This window comes from Burkholderia contaminans (genome assembly GCF_029633825.1).
Lineage (GTDB): Bacteria > Pseudomonadota > Gammaproteobacteria > Burkholderiales > Burkholderiaceae > Burkholderia > Burkholderia contaminans.
Genome location: NZ_CP090640.1, coordinates 3,526,755 through 3,553,194, shown reverse-complemented (window position 1 = coordinate 3,553,194; position 26,440 = coordinate 3,526,755). Strand labels below are relative to the sequence as shown.

The 26,440-nt window shown below is 68.1% G+C and carries 22 protein-coding genes; 13 read left to right on the top strand and 9 right to left on the bottom strand.

The annotated features are described in order from the left end of the window. Positions 1-24 precede the first annotated feature (24 nt). Genes tsaB through LXE91_RS16555 form a run of 4 tightly spaced genes read left to right on the top strand, consistent with a single transcriptional unit; the run spans position 25 to position 3,263 of the window. Positions 25-792 (top strand): tRNA (adenosine(37)-N6)-threonylcarbamoyltransferase complex dimerization subunit type 1 TsaB, encoded by a 768-nt coding sequence (gene tsaB, locus LXE91_RS16570; RefSeq protein WP_039342641.1) that lies wholly within the window; start codon positions 25-27, stop codon positions 790-792. Next, complete coding sequence (gene rimI, locus LXE91_RS16565; RefSeq protein ID WP_039342644.1) at positions 789-1,289, top strand: ribosomal protein S18-alanine N-acetyltransferase; 501 nt, start codon at positions 789-791, stop codon at positions 1,287-1,289. The genes tsaB and rimI overlap by 4 nt, the downstream gene beginning before the upstream one ends. Further along, positions 1,276-2,301 (top strand): uracil-DNA glycosylase, encoded by a 1,026-nt coding sequence (locus LXE91_RS16560; RefSeq protein ID WP_039342650.1) that lies wholly within the window; start codon positions 1,276-1,278, stop codon positions 2,299-2,301. The genes rimI and LXE91_RS16560 overlap by 14 nt, the downstream gene beginning before the upstream one ends. Beyond that, a complete protein-coding gene (locus tag LXE91_RS16555) occupies positions 2,298-3,263 on the top strand; it encodes a DUF1853 family protein (RefSeq protein WP_039342652.1) in 966 nt (321 codons plus the stop codon). Before LXE91_RS16560 ends, LXE91_RS16555 begins: the two co-directional genes overlap by 4 nt. An 18-nt stretch (positions 3,264-3,281) precedes the next feature. Here the strand turns inward: LXE91_RS16555 and thiD are convergent, their stop codons facing one another. Both thiD and lplT read right to left on the bottom strand, forming a co-directional pair. Next, a complete protein-coding gene (thiD, locus tag LXE91_RS16550) occupies positions 3,282-4,091 on the bottom strand; it encodes a bifunctional hydroxymethylpyrimidine kinase/phosphomethylpyrimidine kinase (protein ID WP_039342655.1) in 810 nt (269 codons plus the stop codon). A gap of 58 nt (positions 4,092-4,149) precedes the next feature. Next, positions 4,150-5,457 carry a lysophospholipid transporter LplT gene (gene lplT, locus LXE91_RS16545; RefSeq protein ID WP_039342658.1) on the bottom strand — a complete coding sequence of 436 codons (1,308 nt, stop codon included), beginning with the start codon at positions 5,455-5,457 and terminating at the stop codon, positions 4,150-4,152. A 218-nt stretch (positions 5,458-5,675) separates the two neighbouring features. Between lplT and alr the strand changes: the two genes are divergently transcribed. The 3 genes from alr (at position 5,676) to LXE91_RS16530 (ending at position 8,547) form a co-directional block, all read left to right on the top strand. After that, complete coding sequence (gene alr, locus LXE91_RS16540; RefSeq protein ID WP_039342660.1) at positions 5,676-6,746, top strand: alanine racemase; 1,071 nt, start codon at positions 5,676-5,678, stop codon at positions 6,744-6,746. A gap of 11 nt (positions 6,747-6,757) precedes the next feature. Beyond that, on the top strand, positions 6,758-8,134 hold the full coding sequence (radA, locus tag LXE91_RS16535; protein WP_039342661.1) for a DNA repair protein RadA: 1,377 nt from the start codon (positions 6,758-6,760) through the stop codon (positions 8,132-8,134). A gap of 146 nt (positions 8,135-8,280) precedes the next feature. Continuing rightward, on the top strand, positions 8,281-8,547 hold the full coding sequence (locus tag LXE91_RS16530) for a DUF2866 domain-containing protein (RefSeq protein WP_039342663.1): 267 nt from the start codon (positions 8,281-8,283) through the stop codon (positions 8,545-8,547). 198 nt (positions 8,548-8,745) lie between these two features. On the opposite strand, the gene LXE91_RS16525 is transcribed toward LXE91_RS16530, so the two are convergent. Further along, the gene (locus LXE91_RS16525; RefSeq protein WP_039342666.1) at positions 8,746-10,683 is read right to left on the bottom strand and encodes an ATP-binding cassette domain-containing protein; all 1,938 of its coding nucleotides are present in this window, start codon (positions 10,681-10,683) and stop codon (positions 8,746-8,748) included. Between the two features lie 136 nt (positions 10,684-10,819). Between LXE91_RS16525 and LXE91_RS16520 the strand changes: the two genes are divergently transcribed. After that, the gene (locus LXE91_RS16520; RefSeq protein WP_039342668.1) at positions 10,820-11,299 is read left to right on the top strand and encodes a glutathione peroxidase; all 480 of its coding nucleotides are present in this window, start codon (positions 10,820-10,822) and stop codon (positions 11,297-11,299) included. A 60-nt stretch (positions 11,300-11,359) separates the two neighbouring features. Here LXE91_RS16520 and cls read toward each other — a convergent pair whose 3' ends face one another. The 6 genes from cls to dapC all read right to left on the bottom strand — a co-directional run bounded on the left by cls (position 11,360) and on the right by dapC (position 17,529). Further along, entirely contained in the window at positions 11,360-12,799 is a 1,440-nt protein-coding gene (gene cls, locus LXE91_RS16515; protein ID WP_039342669.1) for a cardiolipin synthase, read from the bottom strand. 108 nt (positions 12,800-12,907) lie between these two features. Next, entirely contained in the window at positions 12,908-13,816 is a 909-nt protein-coding gene (prmB, locus tag LXE91_RS16510) for a 50S ribosomal protein L3 N(5)-glutamine methyltransferase (protein WP_039342673.1), read from the bottom strand. 11 nt (positions 13,817-13,827) lie between these two features. Continuing rightward, entirely contained in the window at positions 13,828-14,967 is a 1,140-nt protein-coding gene (dapE, locus tag LXE91_RS16505) for a succinyl-diaminopimelate desuccinylase (RefSeq protein ID WP_039342677.1), read from the bottom strand. A gap of 90 nt (positions 14,968-15,057) precedes the next feature. Further along, on the bottom strand, positions 15,058-15,426 hold the full coding sequence (locus LXE91_RS16500) for an ArsC family reductase (protein WP_039342680.1): 369 nt from the start codon (positions 15,424-15,426) through the stop codon (positions 15,058-15,060). After that, positions 15,426-16,253: a 2,3,4,5-tetrahydropyridine-2,6-dicarboxylate N-succinyltransferase gene (dapD, locus tag LXE91_RS16495; protein ID WP_006478479.1), complete on the bottom strand. Its 828-nt coding sequence runs from the start codon at positions 16,251-16,253 to the stop codon at positions 15,426-15,428. The genes LXE91_RS16500 and dapD overlap by 1 nt, the downstream gene beginning before the upstream one ends. 43 nt (positions 16,254-16,296) lie before the next feature. Continuing rightward, the gene (gene dapC / locus LXE91_RS16490; RefSeq protein ID WP_039342690.1) at positions 16,297-17,529 is read right to left on the bottom strand and encodes a succinyldiaminopimelate transaminase; all 1,233 of its coding nucleotides are present in this window, start codon (positions 17,527-17,529) and stop codon (positions 16,297-16,299) included. A gap of 159 nt (positions 17,530-17,688) precedes the next feature. On the opposite strand from dapC, the gene LXE91_RS16485 reads away from it, so the two are divergent. From LXE91_RS16485 to def, 5 genes are all read left to right on the top strand, one after another. Continuing rightward, positions 17,689-18,630 carry a DMT family transporter gene (locus LXE91_RS16485; RefSeq protein ID WP_039342693.1) on the top strand — a complete coding sequence of 314 codons (942 nt, stop codon included), beginning with the start codon at positions 17,689-17,691 and terminating at the stop codon, positions 18,628-18,630. A gap of 139 nt (positions 18,631-18,769) precedes the next feature. Next, positions 18,770-22,282: a chromosome segregation protein SMC gene (gene smc / locus LXE91_RS16480; RefSeq protein WP_039342887.1), complete on the top strand. Its 3,513-nt coding sequence runs from the start codon at positions 18,770-18,772 to the stop codon at positions 22,280-22,282. An 85-nt stretch (positions 22,283-22,367) separates the two neighbouring features. Next, positions 22,368-23,651, top strand: coding sequence for a cell division protein ZipA C-terminal FtsZ-binding domain-containing protein (locus LXE91_RS16475; protein ID WP_039342696.1), 1,284 nt, complete (start codon positions 22,368-22,370; stop codon positions 23,649-23,651). Between the two features lie 143 nt (positions 23,652-23,794). Then, positions 23,795-25,870, top strand: a complete 2,076-nt coding sequence (gene ligA, locus LXE91_RS16470; RefSeq protein ID WP_039342699.1) for an NAD-dependent DNA ligase LigA — start codon at positions 23,795-23,797, stop codon at positions 25,868-25,870. Next, a complete protein-coding gene (def, locus tag LXE91_RS16465; protein WP_039342702.1) occupies positions 25,867-26,400 on the top strand; it encodes a peptide deformylase in 534 nt (177 codons plus the stop codon). The genes ligA and def overlap by 4 nt, the downstream gene beginning before the upstream one ends. The last annotated feature ends 40 nt before the right edge of the window (positions 26,401-26,440 follow it).

Below are 26,440 nucleotides of genomic sequence, written 5' to 3'. Positions count from 1 at the left end.
GTGGGAGCGGGGCGCCGCATTACAATGTCGCCCATGACGCAAACAGTGCTCCTCGCCATCGATACGTCGACCGAATACTGCTCGGTCGCGCTGCTGCGCTCGGCCCACGCCGATGACGCCGTTTCCACCCCGCAAACCTGGGTCCGCCACGAGCTGACGGGCGCCGTGTCGAGCACGCGCGTGCTGCCGGCCATCCAGGAGCTTTTCGCCGAATCGGGGCTGACGCTCGCCGATTGCGACGCGATCGCGTTCGGTTCGGGCCCCGGCTCGTTCACGGGCCTGCGCACCGCGACAGGTATTACCCAGGGCCTCGCGTTCGGGCGCGGGCTGCCGGTCGTGCCGATCGGCACGCTGCTCGCGTGCGCCGAGCACGCGCGGCTGCGCGCACCCGGCACGACCCGCGTGTTGGCCGCGCTGGATGCGCGGATGGACGAAGCCTACTGGGCGGATTTCGCGTGGGACGACAGCACCGGCGACTGGCACACGGTGCATCCGGCTTCGCTGGATGCGCCGGGCGCCGTCGGCGTGCCCGATGCGCCGTTTACGCTCGCGGGCAATGCGGCTGCCGCGTTCGGCGCGCAGTTGCCGGCTGCGGCGCGCGCGGCCGTGATCGACGCCGACGCGATGCCGCACGCGCTGGCAGTTGCCCATGCCGCCGTGCGTGCTTTCCGCGCCGGCCGCGCGGTGCCCGCCGATCAGGCCGCGCCGGAGTACGTGCGCGACAAGGTCGCGCAGACCACCGCCGAGCGCGTCGCGGCACGGGCCGCGCAGACGGGCGGAGCGAAGGGATGACGGGCGTACTGCTGAGCGACCGCTATCTGGCGCCGATGACGGATGCCGATCTCGACGAGGTCGTCGCGATCGAGCAGGTCGCGTACGAATTCCCGTGGAGCCGCGGCAATTTCGAGGATTCGTTGCGCAACGGCTATCTGGGCGTGTGCTTGCGGCACGTGACGGGCTCGTTGATCGGCTATTGCGTGCTGATGCCCGTGGTCGACGAGATGCACCTGCTGAACCTGTGCGTCGCGCCGGCCGCGCAGTGCGCGGGCGCCGGCCTGGCGCTGCTGCGCGAGGCCGTGCGCATTTCGCGCGCGGAAGGGCTCGACGGCGTGCTGCTCGAGGTACGGCCGTCCAATTCGCGCGCGATCCATCTGTACGAGCGTTTCGGCTTCTTGACGATCGGCCGGCGCAAGAACTATTACCCGGCGAAGCATCGCAGCCGGGAGGACGCGATCGTGATGCGTCTGACGCTGAACAAGGACGAAGGGGACGCGCATGGCATGGGCTGAAGCGGCGCTCGAGGAAATGGGCCTCGCGCAGATCTGGGTGCGGCGCGGGCAACGCGCGGATGAGGGCGCGGCAGCCGAAGCGCCCGCCGCAGCGCAATCCGGCGCGGTGGACGCCGTACCGGCCGTCGCGACCGAGCGACCAGCGCGCACCGCGCGTACGCCGGTGCGGGACGAGGCGCCGCCGGCAGTGGCGAGTAGCGTCGATGCTTCGCCGACTCGCGAGCCGGTCGCCCCGGCGCGGCGCGTCGACGATGGCGATCGCGGCGCGCCTGCACCGGCTACGCCGGTCGCATCGCCCGACACGATGCCGCCGATGGACGACATGCCGCCTGCCGGACCCGACGATTTCGCGTGGTTCGATGCGGCGCCGCCGGGCGATCCCGTGCCGATGGCCGAGTCGCGGCCGGTCGGACCGCCGGTTGCCGCGCTCGACTGGGATGCGCTGGCCGCGCGCGTGGCCGACTGCACGCTGTGCGGTCTGTGCGAGAAGCGGACCAACACCGTGTTCGGCGTCGGCGACCGCGAAGCGGACTGGATGCTGATCGGCGAAGCGCCGGGCGAGAACGAGGACAAGCAGGGCGAGCCGTTCGTCGGCCAGGCCGGCAAGCTGCTCGACAACATGCTGCATTCGCTGTCGCTCAAGCGCGGCGACAACGTGTACATCGCGAACGTGATCAAGTGCCGGCCGCCCGGCAACCGCAATCCGGAGCCGGACGAAGTCGCGAGCTGCGAGCCGTATCTGCAGCGCCAGGTCGCGCTCGTGAAGCCGAAGCTGATCGTCGCGCTCGGCCGCTTCGCCGCGCAGACGCTGCTGAAGACGGACGCGAGCATTGCGTCGCTGCGCGGCCGCGTGCATGCGTACGAAGGCGTGCCGGTGATCGTGACCTACCATCCGGCGTACCTGTTGCGCAGCCTGCAGGACAAGTCGAAGGCGTGGGCCGACCTGTGCCTCGCGCGCGACACGTTCCGGCGTGCGGAAGGCGGCGACGCGAACGGGCCGGCCGGACAATGACGAGCGGCGCGGCGTTCGCATTCGTCGATACGCTGCACGACGTCGCGGTTCGGGATCTCGGCTGGCTGCTGGCCAGCCCGAGCCTGCTGACCGCGGTGCCGGACGCGCCGCTGGCGCGCCCGTGGCCGGATGCGGCGGGACAGTCGGCCGTCGAAGCATGGCTCGCCGCACTCGATGCGCAGCCCGAGCCGCTGCACCGCGCGCTCGACGGCTTCCGGCCCACCCGGCTTGGCCGCTACGCCGAATGCCTGCTCGAGTACTTCCTGACGCACGGGCCGTCGCTGCGGCTCGTCGCGGCCAATCTGCCGCTGCGCAGCAACGGCAAGACGCTCGGCGAAGTCGATTTTCTCGTCGATGCACCGGATGGGCGGCGCCTGCACTGGGAGCTCGCGGTGAAGTGCTACCTGTGCGCGCCGGTGCAAGCCGGCGCATCGCTTGCCGATTTCGTCGGCCCCAACCTCGTCGACCGGTTCGACCGCAAGCGCACCCGGTTGCTCGAGCACCAACTGCGGCTCGGCGATCGCGACGGGTTCGCGCGGCTCGGCTACGGCGCGCCGTCCGATGCGCAGATGTTCATCAAGGGCTGGTTGTTCTATCCGTACGGCGCACCGCTGCCGCCAGTGTCCGCGGAAATCGCGCCGGATCACCCGCACGGTTTCTGGCTCACGCACGCGCAGTGGCCGGCCTGGGCGGCCGCCCAGCGTGCCGGCGTCGCGTGGAGCGTGTTGCCGCGGCTTGCGTGGCTGGCGCCGCGACGGGCTGCCGCCGATAGCGGATTCGAACCCGAAACGCTGGCGGCCACGCTGGAACTGCCGTCGGTGTTGACGGCTCGCGAGGCTCCCGCGCTGATCGGTATCCATGAAAAGGGCAGTGACGGCACGTGGCGCGAAACGGCGCGCGGCTTCGTCGTGCCGGATGACTGGCCGGTACGCGCCCAGGCGTTCGCGGCGCAGGATCGTTGACGCCGCGTCAGCCGGCGCTCACCACCAGCGATGAAAGTGATGGACGGGGCCGACTCCGTGGCCGACGTCGAGGTGGCCGCTCGCGGCGATTGCGCCGGTCAGGTAGGTCTTGGCTTCGCGCACCGCGCTTTCGAGGTCGGGCTGCTGCGGCAGCAGCGCGGCGATCGCCGACGACAACGTACAGCCCGTGCCGTGCGTGTTGCTGACCGGCACGCGCGCGCCGTCGAGCCGCATGGTACGCGTCGCTTCGACGAGCCAGTCGGGGCTCGCGGACGCGTCGGGCAGGTGGCCGCCTTTCATCAGCACGGCGCGCGCCCCCGTCTGCAGCAATGCCTGGCCTTGCCTGACCATGTCGTCTTCGGTGGCTGCGGGCACATCGTTCAGCAGCGCAGCCGCTTCGGGCAGGTTCGGCGTCACGACCGTCGCGAGCGGCAGGAGTGCCTCGCGCAACGCGTCGACGGCATCGGGTGCGAGCAGCGCATGCGCGCTCTTCGAGATCATCACCGTGTCGAGCACGACGAAGCGTGCCGCGTAGCGGCGCAGCGCGTCGGCGACCGCGTGCACGATCGCCGCATTCGCGAGCATCCCGATCTTGACCGCATCGATGCGGATATCGCTGAATACTGCGTCGAGTTGCGCGGTCACGAACGCCGCATCCGGCGCATGCACGCCCGTCACGCCGCGCGTGTTCTGCGCGGTCAGCGCGGTGATCACGCTCGCGCCATACGCGCCGAGCGCGGAAAAGGTCTTCAGGTCGGCCTGGATGCCTGCGCCGCCGCCCGAATCGGAGCCGGCGATCGTCAGGATGTTGGGTATCGGGTGCGTCATGAGGGCAACGCGCCGGTTCGAGGACCGGCGCAGGCGGACGGAAACGGCAAGTGTAGCGTCAGTGCCGCGATTCGCCGATCAGCGCGACCGAGTCGAACTGACGCTGGTTTGCCTGGTGACGGCGCATCACGAGCCACATCGTCAGGCAGACGAACGTGCCGAACAGCACGATCACGACGCCGACCGGCACGTCGAGCCACACGAGCACCGCATACAGGCACAGCATCACGAGCACCGACAGGTTCTCGTTGAAGTTCTGCACCGCGATCGAGTGGCCGGCCGACAGCAGCACGTGGCCGCGATGCTGCAGCAGCGCATTCATCGGAACGACGAAGTAGCCGGACAGCGCACCGACGCACATCAGGAAGATGTACGCGATGATCAGGTACACGGGCATGCGCAGGTGGCCGAAGTGCACGGCCCAGTTCGACGGGAACAGGTCGCGCGTGTAGAACGCCATCAGCATCACCGCGATGCCCATGATGATGCCGACGGGCAGCACGGTCAGCGACTTCTTCAACGGGATTCGGGCGGCGGCGGCGATTGCGCCGGCCGCGACGCCGACCGCGACCACGGCCTGCAGGATCGCGCCTTCCGACAGCGACATGCCGAGCGACACTTCAGCCCACTTTAGCACGATGAACTGCAGCGTCGCGCCCGCGCCCCAGAACAATGTCGTGACTGCCAGCGAGATCTGGCCGAGCTTGTCGCGCCACAGCACCATGAAGCAGTCGGCGAAATCGGTGAGGAGCTTGACCGGGCCGCGTTCCTGCTTCGGGTAGCGGGCGCCGGTATCCGGAATACGCAGGTTGAACAGCGCGGCGATCACGTAGATCGCCATGATGATCGCCATCGCCGCTTCGGCGGGCGTGCCGATCCAGGCGGGCGTGTGCGCGATCACGTGCGACGCGATGTGCGGACTGATCAGCGCACCGCCCAGCACGGTGCCGAGGATGATCGAGCTGACGGTCGTGCCTTCGATCCAGCCATTCGCGGCGACCAGCCGGTCGGCCGGCAGCAGCTCGGTGAGGATGCCGTATTTCGCGGGCGAGTAGGCCGCCGCGCCGAAGCCGACGATCCCGTACGCAATCAACGGGTGGGCGCCGAACAGCATGATCATGCAGCCGACGACCTTGATCGAGTTGGTGATGAACATCACGCGGCCCTTCGGGCGCGAATCCGCGAAGGCGCCGACATAGGCCGCCAGCACCACATAGGACAACACGAAGAACAGCTTCAGCAGCGGTGTCATCCAGTTGGGGGCGTGGAGGTCTTTCAGCAGGGCGATGGCGGCGATGAGGAGCGCATTGTCGGCCAGCGACGAGAAAAACTGCGCGGCCATGATGGTGTAAAAACCTTTTTTCATCTGATGCGATGCTTTCGTCGCTGCGGCAGGGCCGCGTAGGCCGCCTAGTATGCGATCGGCTTATTCCGTTCGAAATGGGTTGTGCGCACGGCTTTATAACATGAAAATACGCCAATTCGGACTAGCAAGATTCCCCGATCGTTCCGCAAATTGTCGGCTTCAGTGCTCAAAAGGCGCGGTAAGCTGATGATTCGCAAGCGTCTTTACGTAAATTTCCCATGCCGCGCCCGATCTCCGCCACCATCCATACCGCCGCTCTCGCGAACAATCTCTCCGTCGTCCGCCGCTTTGCCGGCCCGTCCAAGGTCTGGGCGGTCGTCAAGGCCAACGCGTACGGTCACGGTCTCGCGCGTGTGTTTCCCGGCCTGCGCGGCACTGACGGCTTCGGCCTGCTGGACCTCGACGAGGCCGTCAAGCTGCGCGAGCTCGGCTGGGCCGGCCCGATCCTGCTGCTCGAAGGGTTCTTCCGCTCGACCGACATCGACGTGATCGACCGCTATAGCCTGACGACGACCGTCCACAACGACGAGCAGATGCGGATGCTGGAAACGGCGCGGCTGTCGAAGCCCGTCAACGTGCAGCTCAAGATGAACAGCGGGATGAACCGGCTCGGCTACGTGCCGGAGAAATACCGTGCCGCGTGGGAGCGCGCCCGTGCGTGCCCCGGCATCGGCCAGATCACGTTGATGACCCATTTTTCGGATGCGGACAACGAGCGCGGCGTCGCCGAGCAGCTCGCGACGTTCGAGCGCGGCGCGGAAAGCATCGCCGGCGCGCGCAGCCTCGCGAACTCCGCGGCCGTGCTGTGGCATCCGGATACCCACTTCGACTGGGTGCGCCCGGGGATCATCCTGTACGGCGCGTCGCCGTCCGGGCTGTCGTCCGACATCGCCGATACCGGGCTGAAGCCCGCGATGACGCTCGCGTCCGAGCTGATCGCGGTGCAGACGATCGGGAAGGGCCAGGCCATCGGCTATGGCTCGACGTTCTCCGCGCAGGCGCCGATGCGGATCGGCGTGGTCGCGTGCGGTTACGCGGACGGCTATCCGCGGGTCGCGCCCGAAGGCACGCCCGTGATCGTCGACGGCATCCGCACGCGGATCGTCGGTCGCGTATCGATGGACATGATCACCGTCGACCTGACCCCGTGCCCGCAGGCCGGTGTCGGCGCGCGCGTCGAGCTGTGGGGGAACGCGCTGCCGATCGACGACGTCGCCCGCCATTGCGGCACGATCGGCTACGAGCTGATGTGCGCGGTCGCCGGCCGCGTGCCCGTGCGCGCGGAATAAGGGCGTCGCGCGTGGCCAAACAGAAAACCGTATACGTCTGCAGCGAGTGCGGCGGACAGACCCCGAAGTGGCAGGGCCAATGCCCGTCGTGCCAGGCCTGGAACACGCTGGTTGAATCGGTCGCCGAATCGCCCGCTGCCCATCGTTTCCAGTCGCTCGCGAAGCGGGCGCCCGTCCAGCGTCTCGTCGACATCGAAGCGGCCGACGTGCCGCGCTTCTCGACCGGCATCGGCGAATTCGACCGCGTGCTCGGCGGCGGGCTGGTCCCGGGCGGCGTCGTGCTGATCGGCGGCGATCCGGGCATCGGCAAGTCGACGCTGCTGCTGCAGTCGCTCGCGGACATCGCGAGCGCGCGGCGCGCACTCTATATCAGCGGCGAGGAATCGGCCGCGCAGATCGCGTTGCGCGCGCAACGGCTTGCGCTGCTCGACGGCGGTGCGCCGGCGGATGAGCTGAAGCTGCTCGCCGAGATCCAGCTCGAGAAGATCCAGGCCGCGATCGACGCGGAACGGCCGGACGTGGCCGTGATCGACTCGATCCAGACCGTCTATTCGGAAGCGCTCACGTCGGCGCCGGGCTCGGTCGCGCAGGTGCGCGAGTGCGCGGCGCAGCTCACGCGCATCGCGAAGCAGTCGGGCACCGCGATCATCATGGTCGGGCACGTGACGAAGGAGGGCAACCTGGCCGGCCCGCGCGTGCTCGAGCACATCGTCGATACCGTGCTGTACTTCGAAGGCGACACGCATTCGTCGTTCCGGCTCGTGCGTGCGTTCAAGAACCGCTTCGGTGCGGTCAACGAACTCGGCGTGTTCGCGATGACCGAGCGCGGTCTGCGCGGCGTCGCGAATCCGTCCGCCCTGTTCCTGTCGCAGCACGAGCAGGTCGTGCCCGGCTCGTGCGTGCTCGTCACGCAGGAAGGCACGCGTCCGCTGCTCGTCGAAATCCAGGCGCTCGTCGATACGGCGCATGTGCCGAACCCGCGCCGGCTCGCGGTCGGCCTCGAGCAGAACCGGCTCGCGATGCTGCTCGCGGTGCTGCACCGGCACGCGGGCATCGCGGCCTTCGACCAGGACGTGTTCCTGAATGCCGTGGGCGGCGTGAAGATCACCGAGCCGGCCGCCGACCTCGCGGTGCTGCTGGCGATCCATTCGTCGATGCGCAACAAGGCGCTGCCGAAGGGGCTGATCGTGTTCGGCGAAGTCGGGCTGGCGGGCGAGATCCGGCCGTCGCCGCGCGGGCAGGAACGGCTGCGCGAGGCGGCGAAGCTCGGTTTTACGTCCGCGCTGATTCCGAAGGCGAATGCGCCGAAGCAGCCGATCGAAGGGCTGAACGTGATGGCCGTCGATCGGCTCGAACAGGCGATCGACCGCGTGCGCGATCTCGAATGAGCGGCCCGGCAGGCGTCCGGGCCATGGGCGCGGGCGATCTGTCGCGTAATTCACTGTAAAGAATATGTAGGGTCATGTAACCCGCCGGACATCGCTTTTCCCTATCCTTTGCCGGATTGTCGAACCGCGCAATGCGAAGGGAACCTATGTTGAAATCGTACGGGGAAGCGCCGAGCGGACGCCTTTACAACCTGCGTGGCTGCCGCGTGTCGGAGCCGATTCGCCAGCCCTGGGGCGGCGGATGCCGGATCGTTGAATGGATCGACGACGAGGGGCGCCTGGCGCGCAAGGTCGTGTCCGAAGACGTGACGGAAGCGGAAGTCGCTGCGGCGATCCGGCGGCCGACCGAAGGGCGCCGGCACCTGATGGGCGACGACGAGCAGATGCCGCGCGACACGTTGCCGCGACGCTGAGCCGGCCGGCGCGGCGAATCGGGTGGCTGCGGCAATGAATGAACAGGCCGGGCCGGTGCGCCCGGCCTTGTCGTATCCGGGCCCGCCGAGGGCCGGATGGTCGGTCGAGGCGCTGCGATGCCCCCCAAGGGCGGCGGCGGGGAGCCAGCCGGCACGGCGGGCCGGCTGGCGTATCGGCCGGCCGCGCCGCGACGGCGGTCAGCCGATCTGCTCGAGCTCTTCCTGCGCGGCGAGCCAGTCGGCCTCGACTGTTTCGAGACGCGTGTTGACGTCCCCGAGCTTGCGGATCGCGTCGGTCAGTTCCGTCTTGCGCTCGGCTTCGTAGCTCGCCGGATCGGCGACGAATGCGTCGAGGCGCGCCTTCTCCGCGTGCAGCGTCTCCATTTCCTTTTCGAGCTTCGTGATGCGCGTCTGCAGCGGCTTCTTCAGCACCGACAGGCGCTGCCGTTCCTCGGCGGCCTGACGCTTCTGGTCCTTGCGGTTGGCCGCGGCACCTGCACCTGCACCCGAAGAAGCCGCGCTGTCGGCCTTCGCGGCCGCGCGCTGCTCGGCCGCGTGCTGCAGCAGCCAGTCGCGGTAGTCGTCGAGGTCGCCGTCGAACGGCTGCAGCCGGTGCTTCGCGACCAGCATGAACTGGTCGGTCGTCGCGCGCAGCAGATGACGGTCGTGCGAGACGAGGATCAGCGTGCCTTCGAACTGCGCGAGCGCCATCGTCAGCGCATGGCGCGTTTCGAGGTCGAGGTGGTTGGTCGGTTCGTCGAGCAGCAGCAGGTTCGGCTTCTGCCAGATGATCAGCGCGAGCGCGAGGCGTGCCTTTTCACCGCCCGAAAACGGCCCGACCGGGGTGGTCGCCATGTCGCCCGAGAAGTTGAAGCCGCCGAGGAAGTCGCGCAGCTCCTGTTCGCGCGTGTCGGGCGCGAGCCGCGCCAGGTGCGCGAGCGGCGAATCGTCCTCGCGCAGCGTTTCGAGCTGGTGCTGCGCGAAATAGCCGATCGTCAGCCCCTTGCCGTCGCGGACATGCCCCGACAGCGGCGCAAGCGTGCCGGCCAGCGTCTTGATCAGCGTCGACTTGCCCTGGCCGTTCGCGCCGAGCAGGCCGATGCGCTGGCCGTTCTGGATCGACAGCGCGACGCGCTCGACGATCGGAATTTCCGCTCCGCCGTCGGCGTGATAACCGCAGCGGACGTCTTCCATCACCATCATCGGATTCGGCGCGGCATCGGGCGTGCGGAATTCGAACGTGAACGGCGATGCGATGTGCGCAGGCGCGATCAGCTCCATCTTCTCGAGCGCCTTCATCCGGCTCTGCGCTTGCTTCGCCTTGGTCGCCTTGGCCTTGAAGCGGTCGACGAAGCTCTGCAGGTGCTCGATCGTCTTCTGCTGCTTTTCGTAGGCGCTTTGCTGCAGCGCCAGTTGCTGCGCGCGCAGCACTTCGAACTGCGAGTAGTTGCCGCCATAGCGCTTCACCTGGCGGTTTTCCAGATGCAGCGTGACGTTGCAGATCGAATCGAGGAATTCGCGGTCGTGCGAAATCACGACGAGCGTGCCGGGGTAGCGGTGCAGCCAGTCTTCGAGCCAGACGATCGCGTCGAGGTCGAGGTGGTTCGTCGGTTCGTCGAGCAGCAGCAGGTCGGAGCGGCACATCAGCGCCTGCGCGAGATTCAGGCGCATGCGCCAGCCGCCGGAGAAGCTGGCGACGGATTCGCGCGTCTGCGCGAGCGTGAAGCCGAGGCCGAGCAGCAGCGCCTCGGCGCGGGCAGGCGCGGTGTAGCCGTCGGCGTCGGCGAACGCCGCGTGCGCGTCGGCTTCGGCAGCGCCGTCATGCGCGGCGGACGCGGCGGCGATGCGGGCCTCGATCTCGCGCAGCGCGGCGTCGCCGTCGAGCGTGTAGTCGAGCGCAGAGCGGTCGACCGCGGGCGTTTCCTGCGACACATGGGCGATCCGCCACGACGGCGGCATCGAGAAATCGCCGCCGTCCGAGTGCAGCTCGCCGCGCAGGACCGAGAACAGGGTCGACTTGCCGGCGCCGTTCGCGCCGATCAGGCCGGCTTTCTCGCCGGGATTGAGCACGAAGGAGGTCGACTCGAACAGCGGCTTGGTGCCGCGCGCAAGGCTGAACTGATTGAAACGGATCACGGCGGAAATGACTGGCCAAAACCGCTATTCTAGACTGCGTGCCGCTCGCGCCGGGCATTGGCCGTTCGGCGGATGTCGCAACGGGGCAATTTCGCCTAGACTCCACGTCGATCCGGTTTCGTAAAAGGAGTGCCCGATGTCCACCCTGTATTCGTTCAGCGCAGAGACGCTTGCCGGCGCGCCGGCCTCGCTCGACGCGTATCGCGGCAAGGTGCTGCTGATCGTCAACACCGCGAGCGAGTGTGGCTTCACGCCGCAGTACGCGGGCCTGCAGAAGCTGTACGACCAGTACGCGGCGCGCGGCTTCTATGTGCTCGGCTTCCCGTGCAACCAGTTCGGCAAGCAGGAGCCCGGCGACGCCACGCAGATCGGTGCGTTCTGCGAGCGCAACTACGGCGTCACGTTCCCGATGTTCGCGAAGATCGACGTGAAGGGCGACCATGCGCATCCGCTGTACCGCTACCTGACCGACGAGGCGCCCGGCATTCTCGGCCTCAAGGCAATCAAGTGGAATTTCACGAAATTCCTGGTCGATCGTGATGGGCGCATCGTCAAGCGCTATGCGCCGTCGACCAAACCGGAAGAAATCGCCGCGGATATCGACAAGCTGCTCTGACGCCGGCCGGCGGCGTTCACCGCGCCGGTGCGGATCGCACGGGCGCCGCCACCTCGGCCGTTAGAGGATCGGTGCGAACAGCCGCGCGACGTGCATCGCGATGCGCCGCCAGGCGGGCGACCGGCGGTATTCGTTCGCATCGACCTCGTACGCCTGCGCGAAATCGGCATCGAGCATCGTCTCGACTTCGTCGGCGAACGTGCGGTCGACGGTCAGCACCATGATCTCGAAATTGAGGCGGAACGAGCGATTGTCCAGATTCGCGCTGCCGATCGCCGCCGCGATGCGGTCGATCAGCACGACCTTCTGGTGCAGGAAGCCGGGCCGGTAGCGGAACACCTTGACGCCCGCATCGACCAGGTCGCGCGCGTACAGCTTCGACGCTTCGAATACCACGTAGTGATCGCGCCGGCTCGGGATCAGGATACGCACGTCGACGCCGCGCATCACGGCGAGCTTCAGTGCGGAAATCACGGCTTCGTCGGGGACGAGGTACGGCGTGGTGATCCAGACCCGCTCGCGCGCGGCGTTGATCGCCTCGACGAAGAACAGCGAGCCCGTCTCCTGCTTGTCGGCAGGCCCCATCGGCACCGCGAGGCAATGCATGCTGTCGCCGGGCTGCGCGGGCGGCGGCAACGCGAGCGGCGGCAGCTTCTGCGTGGCCCAGTGCCAGTCTTCGGCGAACACGTACTGGATGCTCGCGACCACCGGGCCGCGGATCTCGATGTGCGTGTCGCGCCACGGCGACAGGCGCGGCTTCGCGCCGAGATACTCGACGCCGACGTTGTGGCCGCCGACGAACGCGCAATTGCCGTCGACGACGACGATCTTGCGGTGGTTGCGGAAGTTGAGCTGGAAGCGGTTGACGAACTTCCGGTTGGTTGCGAACGGGTGAACCTCGACGCCGCCCCGGCGCAACGTGTCGACGTAGCTGTGCGGCAGGTCGAAGCTGCCGATGCTGTCGTACAGCAGGCAGCAACGCACGCCGGCCGCCGCGCGCGCGAGCAGCGAGTCGCGCAGCATCCGGCCGAGCGCATCGTCGCGCACGATGAAGAACTGCACCACCACGTAGTCACGCGCGGCGTCGATAGCCGCCAGGATCGCCGAGAACGTCGCATCGCCGTTCACGAGCGTGCGCACCGAATTGCCGCCGAGGAACGGCATGCCGCCGAGCCGCGTGAGCGCGAGCACCGCGGCCTGGCCGATCGCGTCGGCGGCCGGCCCGTCGGTGGCGTCGGTCGCGAGCCAGGGCGAGCGCGGTGTGTGCATGCGCAACATTTCCAGCTCGTGGCGCCGGGCGTCGACGTAGCCGGAGAACTTGCTGCGGCCGAGGAACAGGTACGGAACGAGCGTCAGGTACGGCATGGCCGCGAGCGAGACGGCCCACGCGATCGCGCCTTGCGACGTGCGCGTGTTCATGATTGCGTGGAACGCCGCAACAATCCCGAGCACGTGGATGGTCAGGATCAGGGTGCCGAGATGTAGCCAGTCGAGGGTCATGGGCGCGTGACGGACTCCTGAGGTCGCGCGGCCGGGCGGCCGCCTACGCGCATCTTACCCAACCGTGCGGCGCAACGGTGCACCGCACGGTGGGCGAGCCGGAAAGGCTCAGGCCTTGCGGGGCAGGTCCGACGCCTGGATCAGGAACACGGCGTCGTCGCCCGCGCTGGTGGGCAGCCACGTGAGTTCGAGGCCGCCGAACGCGGCTTCGACGTTTTCGCGCTCGTTGCCGATCTCGACGACGAGCACGCCGTCGTCGTGCAGCCAGCGATGGGCCTCGGCGACGATACGTCGCACGATGTCCATCCCGTCATCGCCGCCCGCGAGCGCCATCTCCGGCTCGTGCCGATACTCGGGCGGCAGCGCGGCCATCGACGATGCGTTCACGTACGGCGGGTTCGTCAGGATCACGTCATAGCGCGAGCCCGGATCGGTGCGGAACGCGGGCAGCGGCGCGTAGAGGTCGCCGCGGTGCAGCCCGATACGGTCTTCGAGGCCGTAGTCGCGCACGTTGATCTCGGCGACTTCGAGCGCCTTGTCGGACAGGTCGACCGCGTCGATCTCGGCGTTCGGGAACGCGCTCGCCGCGAGGATCGCGAGGCAGCCGGAGCCCGTGCACAGCTCGAGCACCGCGCCGACCTGCTCGGGATCGGCGACGTACGGCTGCAACCCGTCGTCGAGCAGCTCGCCGATGAACGAGCGCGGCACGATCACGCGTTCGTCGACGTAGAAGCGGTGGCCATGCATCCACGCTTCATGCGTGAGGTACGCGGCCGGCACGCGGTCGGTCGCGCGCCGTTCGATCACGGCGAGCACGGCCGCGATTTCGTCGGGCAGCAACCGCGCGTCGAGGAACGGCTCGAGCGTGTCGAGCGGCAGATCGAGCGTGCGCAGCACGAGGTAGGCCGCTTCGTCGTATGCATTGTCGGAGCCGTGGCCGAACGCGAGCTTGGCCTTCGAGAAGCGCGTGACCGCGTAGCGCAGCAGGTCGCGAACTGTGGCAAAAGGTGTCGTCATGCGAGGCTCCATCAGGCGATCAGTTGTTCGAGCACGCGGCGGTACACGTTCTTCAGCGGGTCGACGAAGCGCACTTCGATGTGCTCGTCGATCTTGTGGATGCTGCCGTTCGGCGGGCCGAACTCGATGACCTGCGGGCAGATGCGCGCGATGAAACGGCCGTCCGACGTGCCGCCCGTGGTCGACAGTTCGGTCGTGATGCCGGTCTCGGCGCGGATCGCGTTTTCCAGCGCGCCCGACAGCTCGCCGCGCGGCGTGAGGAACGGCAGGCCGCTCACCGACCATTTCAGCGTGTATTCGAGGCCGTGCTTGTCGAGGATCGCGTGCACGCGCGCCTGCAGGCCCTCGACCGTGCTGGCGGTCGAGAAGCGGAAGTTGAACAGCAGGTCGGCATGGCCGGGGATCACGTTGGTCGCGCCGGTGCCGGCGTGCAGGTTCGACACCTGCCAGGTGGTCGGCGGGAAGTATTCGTTGCCTTCGTCCCACTGCTCGGCGGCAAGCTCGGCGAGCGCCGGCGCGAGCAGGTGGATCGGGTTCTTCGCGAGGTGCGGATACGCGATGTGGCCCTGCACGCCCTTGACGACCAGTTCGCCCGACATCGAGCCGCGACGGCCGTTCTTCACGACATCGCCGAGCTCGGTGGTCGACGTCGGCTCGCCGACGATGCAGTAGTCCATGCGTTCGCCGCGCGCTTCGAGCAGCTCGACGACCTTCACGGTGCCGTCGGTGGCGGGGCCTTCTTCGTCGCTCGTGATCAGGAACGCGATCGCGCCGCGATGGCCGGGATGCGCTGCGACGAATTCCTCGGACGCGACGACGAACGCCGCGAGCGACGTCTTCATGTCGGCCGCGCCGCGGCCGTACAGCTTGCCGTCGCGATGGGCGGGGATGAACGGCGGCGAGCTCCACTGCTCGAGCGGGCCGGTCGGCACGACGTCGGTGTGGCCCGCGAACGCGAGCAGCTTGCCGTCGCGGCCGTCGGTGCCGCGCTTGACGGCCCACAGGTTGGTCACGCCGTGCGACGCGATGGTCTCGCATTCGAAGCCGAGCGCCGTGAGGCGCTCGGTCATGATCTGCTGGCAATGCTGGTCGTCGGGCGTCACGGACGCGCGGGCGATCAGCTGTTCGGTAAGGGCTAGGGTGGCGGACATGGTTCGGACCACTTTCGATAAAAAATGCCGGCGCGGTGGCCGGCAGCGACAAGACGTCGGGCTGCGCCGACAGGCGCAGCACGGGCAGCCCTATGCGGCAAACAGCGCCGCGTATTGATCGGCCACGAAGCCGAGCGATTTCACGCGGCCGTTGATCACCAGCACGGGGCGCTTGATGACCGACGGCTTGTGGATCATCAGCGCGACCGCGCCGGCCTTCGTTTCGGCGGCCGCCTTCATCGCGTCGTCCAGGCCGCGCCACGTCGTGCCGCGCTTGTTGACGAGCGCGTCGAGCGACACGTCCTTCAGCCAGTCCTCGACGAGCGGTGCGCTGACACCGAGCTTCTTGAAGTCGTGAAACTCGAATTCGACGCCGTGATCGTCGAGCCACACGCGGGCCTTCTTCACGGTGTCGCAGTTCGGAATGCCGTAGACGACCACGGTGTGCGGCTTCGCCATCAGTCGCCTCGCAGCAGCTCGTTCAGGCCGACCTTCGCGCGCGTCTTCGCGTCGACCTTCTTGACGATCACCGCGCAGTACAGGCTGTGCGAGCCGTCCTTCGACGGCAGGTTGCCGGCGACGACGACCGAGCCGGCCGGGATGCGGCCGTAGCTGACTTCGCCCGTCTCGCGGTCGTAGATCTTGGTGCTCTGGCCGAGGTACACGCCCATCGAGATCACCGAGTTTTCCTCGACGATCACGCCTTCGACGACTTCCGAGCGTGCGCCGATGAAGCAGTTGTCTTCGATGATGACCGGGTTCGCCTGCAGCGGCTCGAGCACGCCGCCGATGCCGACGCCGCCCGACAGGTGCACGTTCTTGCCGATCTGTGCGCAGGAGCCGACCGTTGCCCACGTGTCGACCATCGTGCCTTCGTCGACGTATGCGCCGATGTTGGTGTACGACGGCATCAGCACGACGTTCTTCGCGATGAACGAGCCGCGGCGCGCGATGGCCGGCGGAACGACGCGGAAGCCGCCCGCGGCGAAATCTTCAGCGGTGTAGTTCGCGAACTTCGACGGCACCTTGTCGTAGAACTGCGAGTAGCCGCCGGCGGGCATCGGCGCGTTGTCCTCCAGGCGGAACGACAGCAGCACGGCCTTCTTCAGCCACTGGTGCACGGTCCAGTTGCCGTCGATCTTCTCGGCCACGCGCAGCGCGCCTTTGTCGAGCTGCTCGATCGCGTGCGCGACGGCTTCGCGGACGTCGGCCGGTGCGGCCTTCGGCGACAGCTCGGCGCGGTTTTCCCAGGCGGTATCGATGATTTGCTGAAGTTGTTGCGACATGTTCGTTTTCGCAGGAGATGGATGGAATTGATCGGATGAACGATTACCGCGCGAGAGAGCGGCAGAAATCGACGATGCGTTGCGCGCCCTCGACGCATTCGGGGGTGCCCGCGACGAGCGCGATCCGGATGAAATCGCGGCCCGGATTCGTGCCCTGCGCATCACGCGCCAGGTACGAGCCGGGCAGAACCGTCACATTATAGTCGGCGTACAGGCGGCGGGCGAACTCGGTGTCCGACAGGCCGGTGCGCGACACGTTGGCCCACAGATAGAAGGCCGCGTCGGGCAGCTTCACGTCGATCACGTCGGCGAGCATCGGGGTGACGGTATTGAACTTCTGCAGGTACAGCGCGCGGTTCTCGCGCACATGCGCCTCGTCGTTCCACGCGGCGATGCTCGCGTGCTGCCAGACCGGCGAGAGCGCCGCGCCGTGATACGTGCGGTACAGCAGGAATTTCTTCAGCAGTGCCGCGTCGCCGGCGACGAAGCCCGAGCGCATGCCCGGCACGTTCGAGCGCTTCGACAGGCTCGACAGCATCACGAGCCGCTCGAAGCCGCGGCCGAGGCGGTGCGCGGCCTCGAGGCCGCCGAGCGGCGGCGCCGCTTCGTCGAAATAGATTTCCGAATAGCACTCGTCGGACGCGATCACGAAACCGTGGCGGTCGGACAGCGCGAACAGCTCGCGCCAGTCGTCGAGCGTCAGCACGGCGCCGGTCGGGTTGCCCGGCGAGCAGACGTACAGCAGTTGCGTGCGCGCCCAGACTTCGTCGGGCACGGACGCGTAGTCGCACGCGAAGTTGCGGGCCGGGTCGCTGTTCGCGAAATAGGGTTCGGCACCGGCCAGCAGCGCCGCGCCTTCGTAAATTTGATAGAAAGGATTCGGACAGAGTACGATCGCCTTCTCGCCCTGTTCGGTCGGGCGCGCGTCGATCACCGTCTGCGCAAGCGAGAACAGCGCCTCGCGCGACCCCGACACGGGCAGCACCTGCGTGGCCGGATCGATGGCCGGCAGCCCGTAGCGGCGCTCGAGCCAGTGCGCGATCGACGTGCGCAGCGCGTCCGAGCCGGCAGTGGCCGGGTACGACGCGAGACCGTCGAGCGCGGCCACCACGGCGTCGCGGATCAGCGCCGGAGTCGCATGTTTGGGCTCGCCGATGCCGAAGCTGATCGGTTTGAGGGCGCCGGAGGGCGTCACGTCCTTGAACAGGGCGCGCAGCTTTTCGAAGGGATAGGGCTGGAGCGAGTCGAGTCGAGGGTTCACGGGCGAAGCGGCCATCGCGGCCGGTTGGAGCGAAAGAAGCGGCGGGCGCGCCGCGCGGCTGCGAACGGACGCCGATGGCGCGCGGGTCGCAACGGACGATTATAGCGTGACGGAATGCGGTCACGGCCTGCCGGAACGGCGGCCGGGCCGGTCGAATAAGGGGTATTGAACCAAATGAACAACGCGGTACGCGGCAGCCTGCCGACGCTGGCCATCCTGATCGGCGCGTCGGTATGGGGCCTGATCTGGTATCCGCTGCGGATCCTGGCGTCGCTCGGCGTGACGGGCACGCTGGCGAGCGCGCTGACGAGCCTCGTCGCCTTCCTGTTCGTGATCGTTGCGCGACACCGCACGATCTCGACGCTGCGCTGGCACTGGGTGTTGCCCGGCATCGCGGTGACGGCCGGCGTGACGAACCTCGGGTTCGTATGGGGCACGATCCACGGCGAAGTGCTGCGCGTGATGCTGCTGTTCTACCTGACTCCCGCGTGGACCGCGATCTACGCGCACTTCCTGCTGCGCGAGCGGCTGACCTGGGCCGGCGCGGGGCTCGCGGCGCTGTCGATCGGCGGCGCGATGCTGATGCTGTGGTCGCCGGCGCTCGGCCTGCCGCTGCCGGCCACCCCGGCCGAATGGGCCGGGCTCGCGGCCGGGTTGAGCTTCGCGATGAGCAACGTGCTCGTGATCAAGGCGAGCCGCGAGCTGCCGGAGATGCGCGCGGAGATGCGTACTGCGACGCTGTTCGGCGGCGCGGCCGTGTTCGGCGCGATCGCGTCGCTGTTCGAGGGCATACCGGCTGCGCCGGCGGGCGGCCACCTCGGCACGGCCGCGCTGATCATCGTCGCGATCGGCGTGACGATGGCGTCGAACAACCTGCTCGTGCAATACGGGCTGGCGCGCGTGCCGGCGAACCGTGCGTCGATCATCATGCTGTTCGAGATCGTGATCACCGCGCTGTCGGCATGGGTGTTCGCGAACGAGCTGCCGACCGCGCGCGAGTGGGCGGGCGGCGCGTGCATCGTGCTGGCGACGCTGCTGTCGAGCCGGGTCCATCGCGCCGCGCCGGCACCGGACAAACCCGGCGACGGTCGGGACGGCGCACGCGCGATGGTATGATGGAAGCCGTTTGCGGGGCCCAACGCTGTATGCGCGCGGCCCCGCTTTTGAATTCCGGGGCGCATCGCGCGCATGGGCCGTCGGGCCTCGCGCAGTGCGGCTCCGTCCGTTTCACACCTTCTTCACATCCGATACCGCCGTGCGTCTGAGCTCGATCAAACTCGCTGGCTTCAAATCCTTTGTCGATCCCACGCATTTCCAGGTTCCGGGCCAGCTTGTCGGCGTGGTGGGCCCGAACGGGTGCGGCAAGTCCAACATCATCGATGCCGTGCGCTGGGTGCTCGGCGAGTCGCGCGCTTCCGAGCTGCGCGGCGAATCGATGCAGGACGTGATCTTCAACGGCTCGACCGCCCGCAAGCCCGGCAGCCGGGCCAGTGTCGAACTGATCTTCGACAACTCCGACGGCCGCGCGGCCGGCCAGTGGGGCCAGTACGGCGAGATCGCCGTGAAGCGCGTGCTCACGCGCGACGGCACGTCGAGTTACTACATCAACAACCTGCCGGCGCGCCGCCGCGACATCCAGGACATCTTCCTCGGCACCGGCCTCGGGCCGCGTGCGTACGCGATCATCGGGCAGGGCATGATCGCCCGGATCATCGAGGCGAAGCCGGAAGAGCTGCGCGTGTTCCTCGAGGAAGCCGCGGGCGTGTCGAAGTACAAGGAACGCCGCCGCGAAACCGAGAACCGCCTGCACGACACGCGCGAGAACCTGACGCGCGTCGAGGACATCGTCCGCGAACTCGGCGCGAACCTCGAGAAGCTCGAGGCGCAGGCCGTCGTTGCCACCAAGTACAAGGAACTCGTCGCCGACGGCGAGGAGAAGCAGCGCCTGTTGTGGCTGCTGCGCAAGAACGAGGCCGCCGGCGAGCAGCAGAAGCAGCAGCGCGCGATCGAGCAGGCGCAGATCGACCTCGAGGCGCAGACGGCAAAGCTGCGCGAGGTCGAGGCGCAACTCGAGACGCTGCGCGTCGCGCATTACTCGGCAAGCGACGCGATGCAGGGCGCACAGGGTTCGCTCTACGAAGCGAATGCCGAGGTGAGCCGCCTCGAAGCCGAGATCAAGTTCATCGTCGAATCGCGCAATCGCGTGCAGGCGCAGATCGCCGCACTGAATGCACAGCGCGAGCAATGGCGCGCGCAGGCCGAGAAGGCGCAGGACGAGCTCGAGGAAGCCGAGGATGCGCGCGCGATGGCCGACGAGAAGGCCGCGCTCGCCGAAGACAACGCCGCCGCGAAGCACGACGCGCTGCCGGCGCTCGAAGCGAAGTGGCGCGATGCGCAGGCGCAGCTCAACGACGAGCGCGCCCGGATCGCGCAGACCGAACAGTCGCTGAAGCTCGAAGCCGCGCACCAGCGCAACGCCGATCAGCAGCTCCAGCAGCTTCAGCAGCGCCATGAGCGCCTGAAGAGCGAAGCGGGCGGGCTCGACGCGCCGGACGAGGCGCAGCTCGAGGAGCTGCGCATGCAGCTCGCCGAGCAGGAAGAGATCCTGGCCGAAGCGCAGGCGCGCCTCGCCGACGCGCAGGAAACGGTGCCGCGCCTCGATGGCGAGCGCCGTGCCGCGCAGGAGCGCGTGCAGGCCGAGGCCGCGCAGATCCACCAGCTCGAGGCGCGTCTCGCCGCGCTGAAGCAGCTGCAGGAAAACGTGCAGACCGAAGGCAAGGTGCAGCCGTGGCTCGACAAGCACGAGCTCGGCGCGCTGCCGCGTCTGTGGAAGAAGTTGCATGTCGAAGCGGGCTGGGAAGCCGCGCTCGAAGCCGTGCTGCGCGAGCGCCTCGCCGCGCTCGAAGTGTCGAATCTCGACTGGGTGAAGGCTTTTGCCACCGACGCACCGCCTGCCAAGCTCGCGTTCTACGCACCGCCCGCGGCCGGTGAACCGCCGGCGGCCGTGGCCGGCCTGCGTCCGGTGCTGTCGCTCGTGCGCATCGACGATGCGGGCATCCGCGCGGTGCTGAACGATTGGCTCGGCAACGTGTACGTCGCCGACGACGTCGCACAGGCGCTTGCGACGCGCGCGCAGCTGCCGGCAGGCGGCGCGTTCGTCGTCAAGGCCGGCCATATCGTCACGCGTGTCGGCGTGCAGCTGTATGCGGCCGATTCGGAGCAGGCCGGGATGCTGGCCCGCCAGCAGGAAATCGAAAACCTGACGCGCCAGGTGCGTGCGCAGGCGCTGCTCGCCGACGAGGCGCGCACGGCCGCTGTCCGCGCGGAAGCCGCGCACACGCAGGCCACGCAGGCGCTCGGCGACGTGCGGGCGCAGGCCGAGCGCGCGACGCAGCGCGTGCACGCGCTGCAGATGGACGTACTGAAGCTCGCGCAGGCGCACGAACGTTACACGCAGCGCAGCACGCAGATCCGCGAGGAACTCGAGGAAATCGGCGCGCAGATCGAAGAGCAGCGCGCGATGCGCGCGGAGTCGGAAGCGAATTTCGAGCGTTTCGACGGCGAACTTGCCGAACTGCAGGCGCGCTTCGAGGACAACCAGCTCGCCTTCGAAGCACTCGACGAGTCGCTGACGCAAGCACGTCAGGAAGCGCGTGACCTGGAGCGCGGCGCGAACGACGCGCGCTTCGCCGCACGCAATGCCGTGACGCGGATCGACGAACTCAAGCGCAGCATCCAGGTCGCGCACGAGCAGAGCGAGCGCGTCGCCGCGTCGCTCGAAGACGCACGCGCCGAGCTCGAGACGATCAACGAACAGACCGCGCACACGGGCCTGCAGGACGCGCTCGAGATTCGCGCGGTGAAGGAAGAGGCGCTGCAGGCCGCGCGGATCGAACTCGACGACCTGACCGCGAAGCTGCGCGCGTCGGACGAGCAGCGGCTCGTCGCCGAGCGCTCGCTGCAGCCGCTGCGCGACCGCATCACCGAGTTGCAGTTGAAGGAGCAGGCCGCGCGCCTGTCGGTCGAGCAGTTCGCCGAGCAACTGACGACCGCCGAGGTCGACGAGGAAGCGCTGCGCGAGAAGCTCACGCCTGATCTGAAGCCGTCGTACCTGCAGGGCGAGGTCACGCGCCTGAACAACGCGATCAACGCGCTCGGCCCGGTGAACATGGCCGCGCTCGACGAGCTGAAGGCCGCGAGCGAGCGCAAGGTGTTCCTCGACGCGCAGTCGGCCGACCTGATCGACGCGATCACGACGCTCGAGGACGCGATCCACAAGATCGACCAGGAAACCCGCACGCTGCTGCAGGGCACCTTCGACGAGGTCAACCGTCACTTCAGCGACCTGTTCCCGCGCCTGTTCGGCGGTGGCCAGGCGAAGCTGATCATGACGGGCGACGAAATCCTCGACGCCGGCGTGCAGGTGATGGCGCAGCCGCCGGGCAAGAAGAACGCGACGATCCACCTGCTGTCGGGTGGCGAGAAGGCGCTGACCGCGACCGCACTGGTGTTCGCGATGTTCCAGCTGAACCCGGCGCCGTTCTGTCTGCTCGACGAGGTCGACGCGCCGCTCGACGACGCGAACACCGAGCGTTTCGCGAATCTCGTGCGCGCGATGTCCGACAAGACGCAGTTCCTGTTCATCTCGCACAACAAGATCGCGATGGAAATGGCGCAGCAGCTGATCGGCGTGACGATGCAGGAGCAGGGCGTGTCGCGGATCGTTGCGGTGGACATGGAAACCGCCGCGGGTTTTGCCCAGAATTGACGTTTGACGAAACCGGACCGCGTTCGCGCGGCGCATGGGCGCCCGTTCGCGGTTCCGACGAACAAGAATTGCTGATGGAGCGTGCATGGACGAGTTGACACTCGGTTTGATCGGCGCGGGCGCCGTCGTGGTGGGCGGCGTCGTGGTCTACAACGCATGGCAGGGCGCGAAGGTGCGGCGCAGGATGCCGCGCCCGATGCCGGAGGAGGCGGCCGAGGCGATGAACCGCCCCGAACGCGAGGAAGAATTGCCGTTCATCGAGCCGGTGCGCCAGCCGGTGCGGCGCGAGCCCGCGGCACCGACCCCGGCGGCCGCCACGGGCGGCACGCCGGCCGAAGTCGCGCGCGTCGAGCCGACGTTCGGTGGAGCGGCACCTGCCGACACGCCGGCCGATCTGCAGGCCGAGGCGACCGGCGTCGATGCACCGGCCGAGTCGGTCGCGCCGGTTGCCGGCGAAGCAGCTGCGCCGGCTTCCGCGCACGACACGCACGCTGAACCGGCCGAGCCGGCCGAACCCGTGCTGCCGGCCGCCACGACGATCTCGTCGGCCCCGCCGGCGATCGTCGACCGCCGGATCGACTGCATCGTGCCGATCCGCCTCGGCGGGTTGCTGCCGGGCGACAAGATCCTGCCGGCCGCGCAGCGGCTGCGCCGCGCGGGCAGCAAGCCCGTGCACATCGAAGGCAAGCCGGAAGGCGGCCAGTGGGAGTTGCTGCAGAACGGCGTGCGCTACGAGGAACTGCGCGCGGCCGCGCAGCTCGCGAACCGCAGCGGTGCGCTGAACGAACTCGAGTTCTCCGAATTCGTGACGGGTGTCCAGCAGTTCGCCGACGCGATCGACGGCGCGCCGGAATTCCCGGACATGATGGAAACGGTCGCGATGGCGCGCGAGCTCGACGCGTTTGCCGCGCAATGCGACGCGCAGCTGTCGATCAACGTGATGTCGGACGGCGCGCCGTGGTCGGCGAACTACGTGCAGGCGGTCGCGTCGCAGGACGGGCTGCTGCTGTCGCGCGACGGCACGCGTTTCGTGAAGCTCGACGCGAAGCAGAATCCCGTGTTCATGCTGCAGTTCGGCGACACGAACTTCCTGCGCGACGACCTCACGTACAAGGGCGGCAACATGATCACGCTGGTGCTCGACGTGCCGGTCGCCGAAGAGGACATCCTGCCGTTCCGGCTGATGTGCGACTACGCGAAATCGCTGTCCGAGCGGATCGGCGCGCGGGTCGTCGACGATTCGCGGCGGCCGCTGCCGGAATCGACGCTGGTCGCGATCGATCAGCAACTGATGAAGCTGTACGCGAAGCTCGAGGAAGCCGGCATCCCGGCCGGTTCGCCGGTCACGCGCCGCCTCTTCAGCCAGTAACGCGCGCTCGGCGGGCGGCGGCTTTCGGCGCCGTGCTTGTGTGCGCTGCAGCGGGCCCGCGCGGCATGCATCGTGTGCCCCCGCTGCGGCGTCAAACTGAGATAATCGGAAATCCGATTTTTCAGAACGACTCTGCCGCCAGCATGGCCCGAACCCAAGCCGAACCGCCAGCCAGCCAGCCCGACGTGCGCGCCGCGTGGCTGCGCGATCAACTCGAGCAGGCGAACTACGCCTACTACGTGCTCGACCAGCCGGATCTGCCCGACGCGGAATACGACCGGCTGTTCCGCGAACTGCAGCAGCTCGAAGCCGACCATCCCGAACTCGTGACGCCCGATTCGCCGACGCAGCGTGTCGGCGGCGAGGCGGCCGGCGGTTTCACGCCGGTCGTCCATGACGCACCGATGCTGTCGCTGAACAACGGCTTCGCCGACGAGGACATCGTGGCATTCGACAAGCGTGTCGCCGATGCGCTCGACAAGACGACCGATCTCGCCGGCTCGGTGACGGAGCTCGTCGAATACGCATGTGAACTGAAGTTCGACGGTCTCGCGATCTCGCTGCGCTACGAGCGGGGCGTATTCGTCCAGGCGTCGACGCGCGGCGACGGGACGACGGGCGAGGACGTGACCGAGAACGTGCGCACGATCCGCTCGATTCCGCTGAAGCTGAAGGGCAAGAACGTGCCGGCCGTGCTCGACGTGCGCGGCGAGGTGCTGATGTTCAAGCGCGATTTCGCACGCCTGAACGAACGCCAGCGCGCGGCCGAGCAGCGCGAATTCGCGAACCCGCGCAACGCGGCGGCCGGCAGCCTGCGCCAGCTCGACTCGAAGATCACCGCGCAGCGCCCGCTGTCGTTCTTCGCGTACGGGATCGGCGTGCTTGACGGGATGCCGATGCCCGATACGCACAGCGCGCTGCTCGACTGGTACGAGTCGCTCGGCCTGCCCGTGAACCGCGAGCGCGCGGTCGTGCACGGCGCCGAAGGCTTGCTCGGCTTCTTCCGCAAGGTCGGCGAGAAGCGCGAGTCGCTGCCGTACGATATCGACGGCGTCGTGTACAAGGTCAACCGGCGCGACGAGCAGGAGCGCCTCGGCTTCGTGTCGCGCGCGCCGCGCTTTGCGCTCGCGCACAAGTTCCCCGCGCAGGAAGCACTGACCAAGCTCGTCGCGATCGACGTGCAGGTCGGCCGCACCGGCGCGATCACGCCGGTCGCGCGTCTGGAGCCCGTGTTTGTCGGCGGCGCGACCGTGACCAACGCGACGCTGCACAACGAGGACGAGGTGCGCCGCAAGGACATCCGGATCGGCGATACCGTGATCGTGCGCCGCGCGGGCGACGTGATCCCCGAGGTGGTCGGCGCGTTGCTCGACCGGCGGCCGGCCGATGCGGCCGAATTCGTGATGCCGACCGAATGCCCGGTGTGCGGCTCGAAGATCGAGCGCCTGCCGGACGAGGCGATCGCGCGCTGCACGGGCGGGCTGTTCTGCCCGGCGCAGCGCAAGCAGGCGCTGTGGCACTTCGCGCAGCGTCGCGCGCTCGACATCGACGGGCTCGGCGAGAAGATCATCGACCAGCTCGTCGAGCTGAATCTCGTGCGCACGCCGGCCGACCTGTTCAATCTCGGCTTCGCGACGCTCGCCGAGCTCGACCGGTTCGCCGAGAAGTCGGCGCAGAATCTGCTCGACTCGCTCGAGAAGGCGAAGCACACGACGCTCGCGCGCTTCATCTACGGGCTGGGCATCCGTCACGTGGGCGAATCGACCGCGAAGGATCTCGCGAAGCATTTCGGCTCGCTGACGCCGATCATGGATGCATCGATCGAAGAGCTGCTCGAAGTCAACGACGTCGGGCCGATCGTCGCCGAGTCGCTGCACCAGTTCTTCGCGGAAGAGCACAACCGGACCGTGATCGAGCAGTTGCGCGCGCCGGGCAAGGTGACGTGGCCGGAAGGGCCGCCCGCGCCGAAGGCGCCGCAGGGCGTGCTGGCCGGCAAGACGGTCGTGCTGACGGGCACGCTGCCGACGCTCACGCGCGATGCCGCGAAGGAAATGCTCGAAGCGGCGGGCGCGAAAGTGGCCGGCTCGGTATCGAAGAAGACGGATTACGTGGTCGCGGGCGCCGAAGCCGGCAGCAAGCTCGCGAAGGCCGAGGAACTCGGCATCCCCGTGCTGGACGAAGACGGCCTGCACCAACTCCTGGAGGGTAATACGCCATGATTCGCGAGATCCTGAAGATGGGCGATCCGCGCCTGCTCGAAGTCGCCAAGCCGGTCGAGCGGTTCGATACACCCGAACTGCACGAGATCGTCGCGGACATGTTCGAGACGATGCACCACGCGAACGGCGCCGGCCTGGCCGCGCCGCAGATCGGCATCGGGCTGCAGATCATCATCTTCGGCTTCGGCAACAACAACCGCTACCCGGACGCGCCGCCGGTGCCGGAGACGGTGCTGATCAACCCGAAGATCGAGTACCTGCCGCCGGACATGGAAGAGGGCTGGGAAGGCTGCCTGTCGGTGCCGGGCATGCGCGGCGTCGTCAGCCGCTACGCGAAGGTGCGCTACAGCGGCTTCGACCAGTACGGCGAGAAGATCGACCGCGTGGCCGACGGTTTTCACGCACGCGTCGTGCAGCACGAATACGATCACCTGATCGGCAAGCTGTATCCGATGCGGATCACCGACTTCACGCGCTTCGGCTTCACGGAAGTGCTGTTCCCGGGGCTCGATCCGGCTTCCGACGATTGATTGGCCGACTTCTCGCAGACAAGAAAAAAGCCCGCTTGCG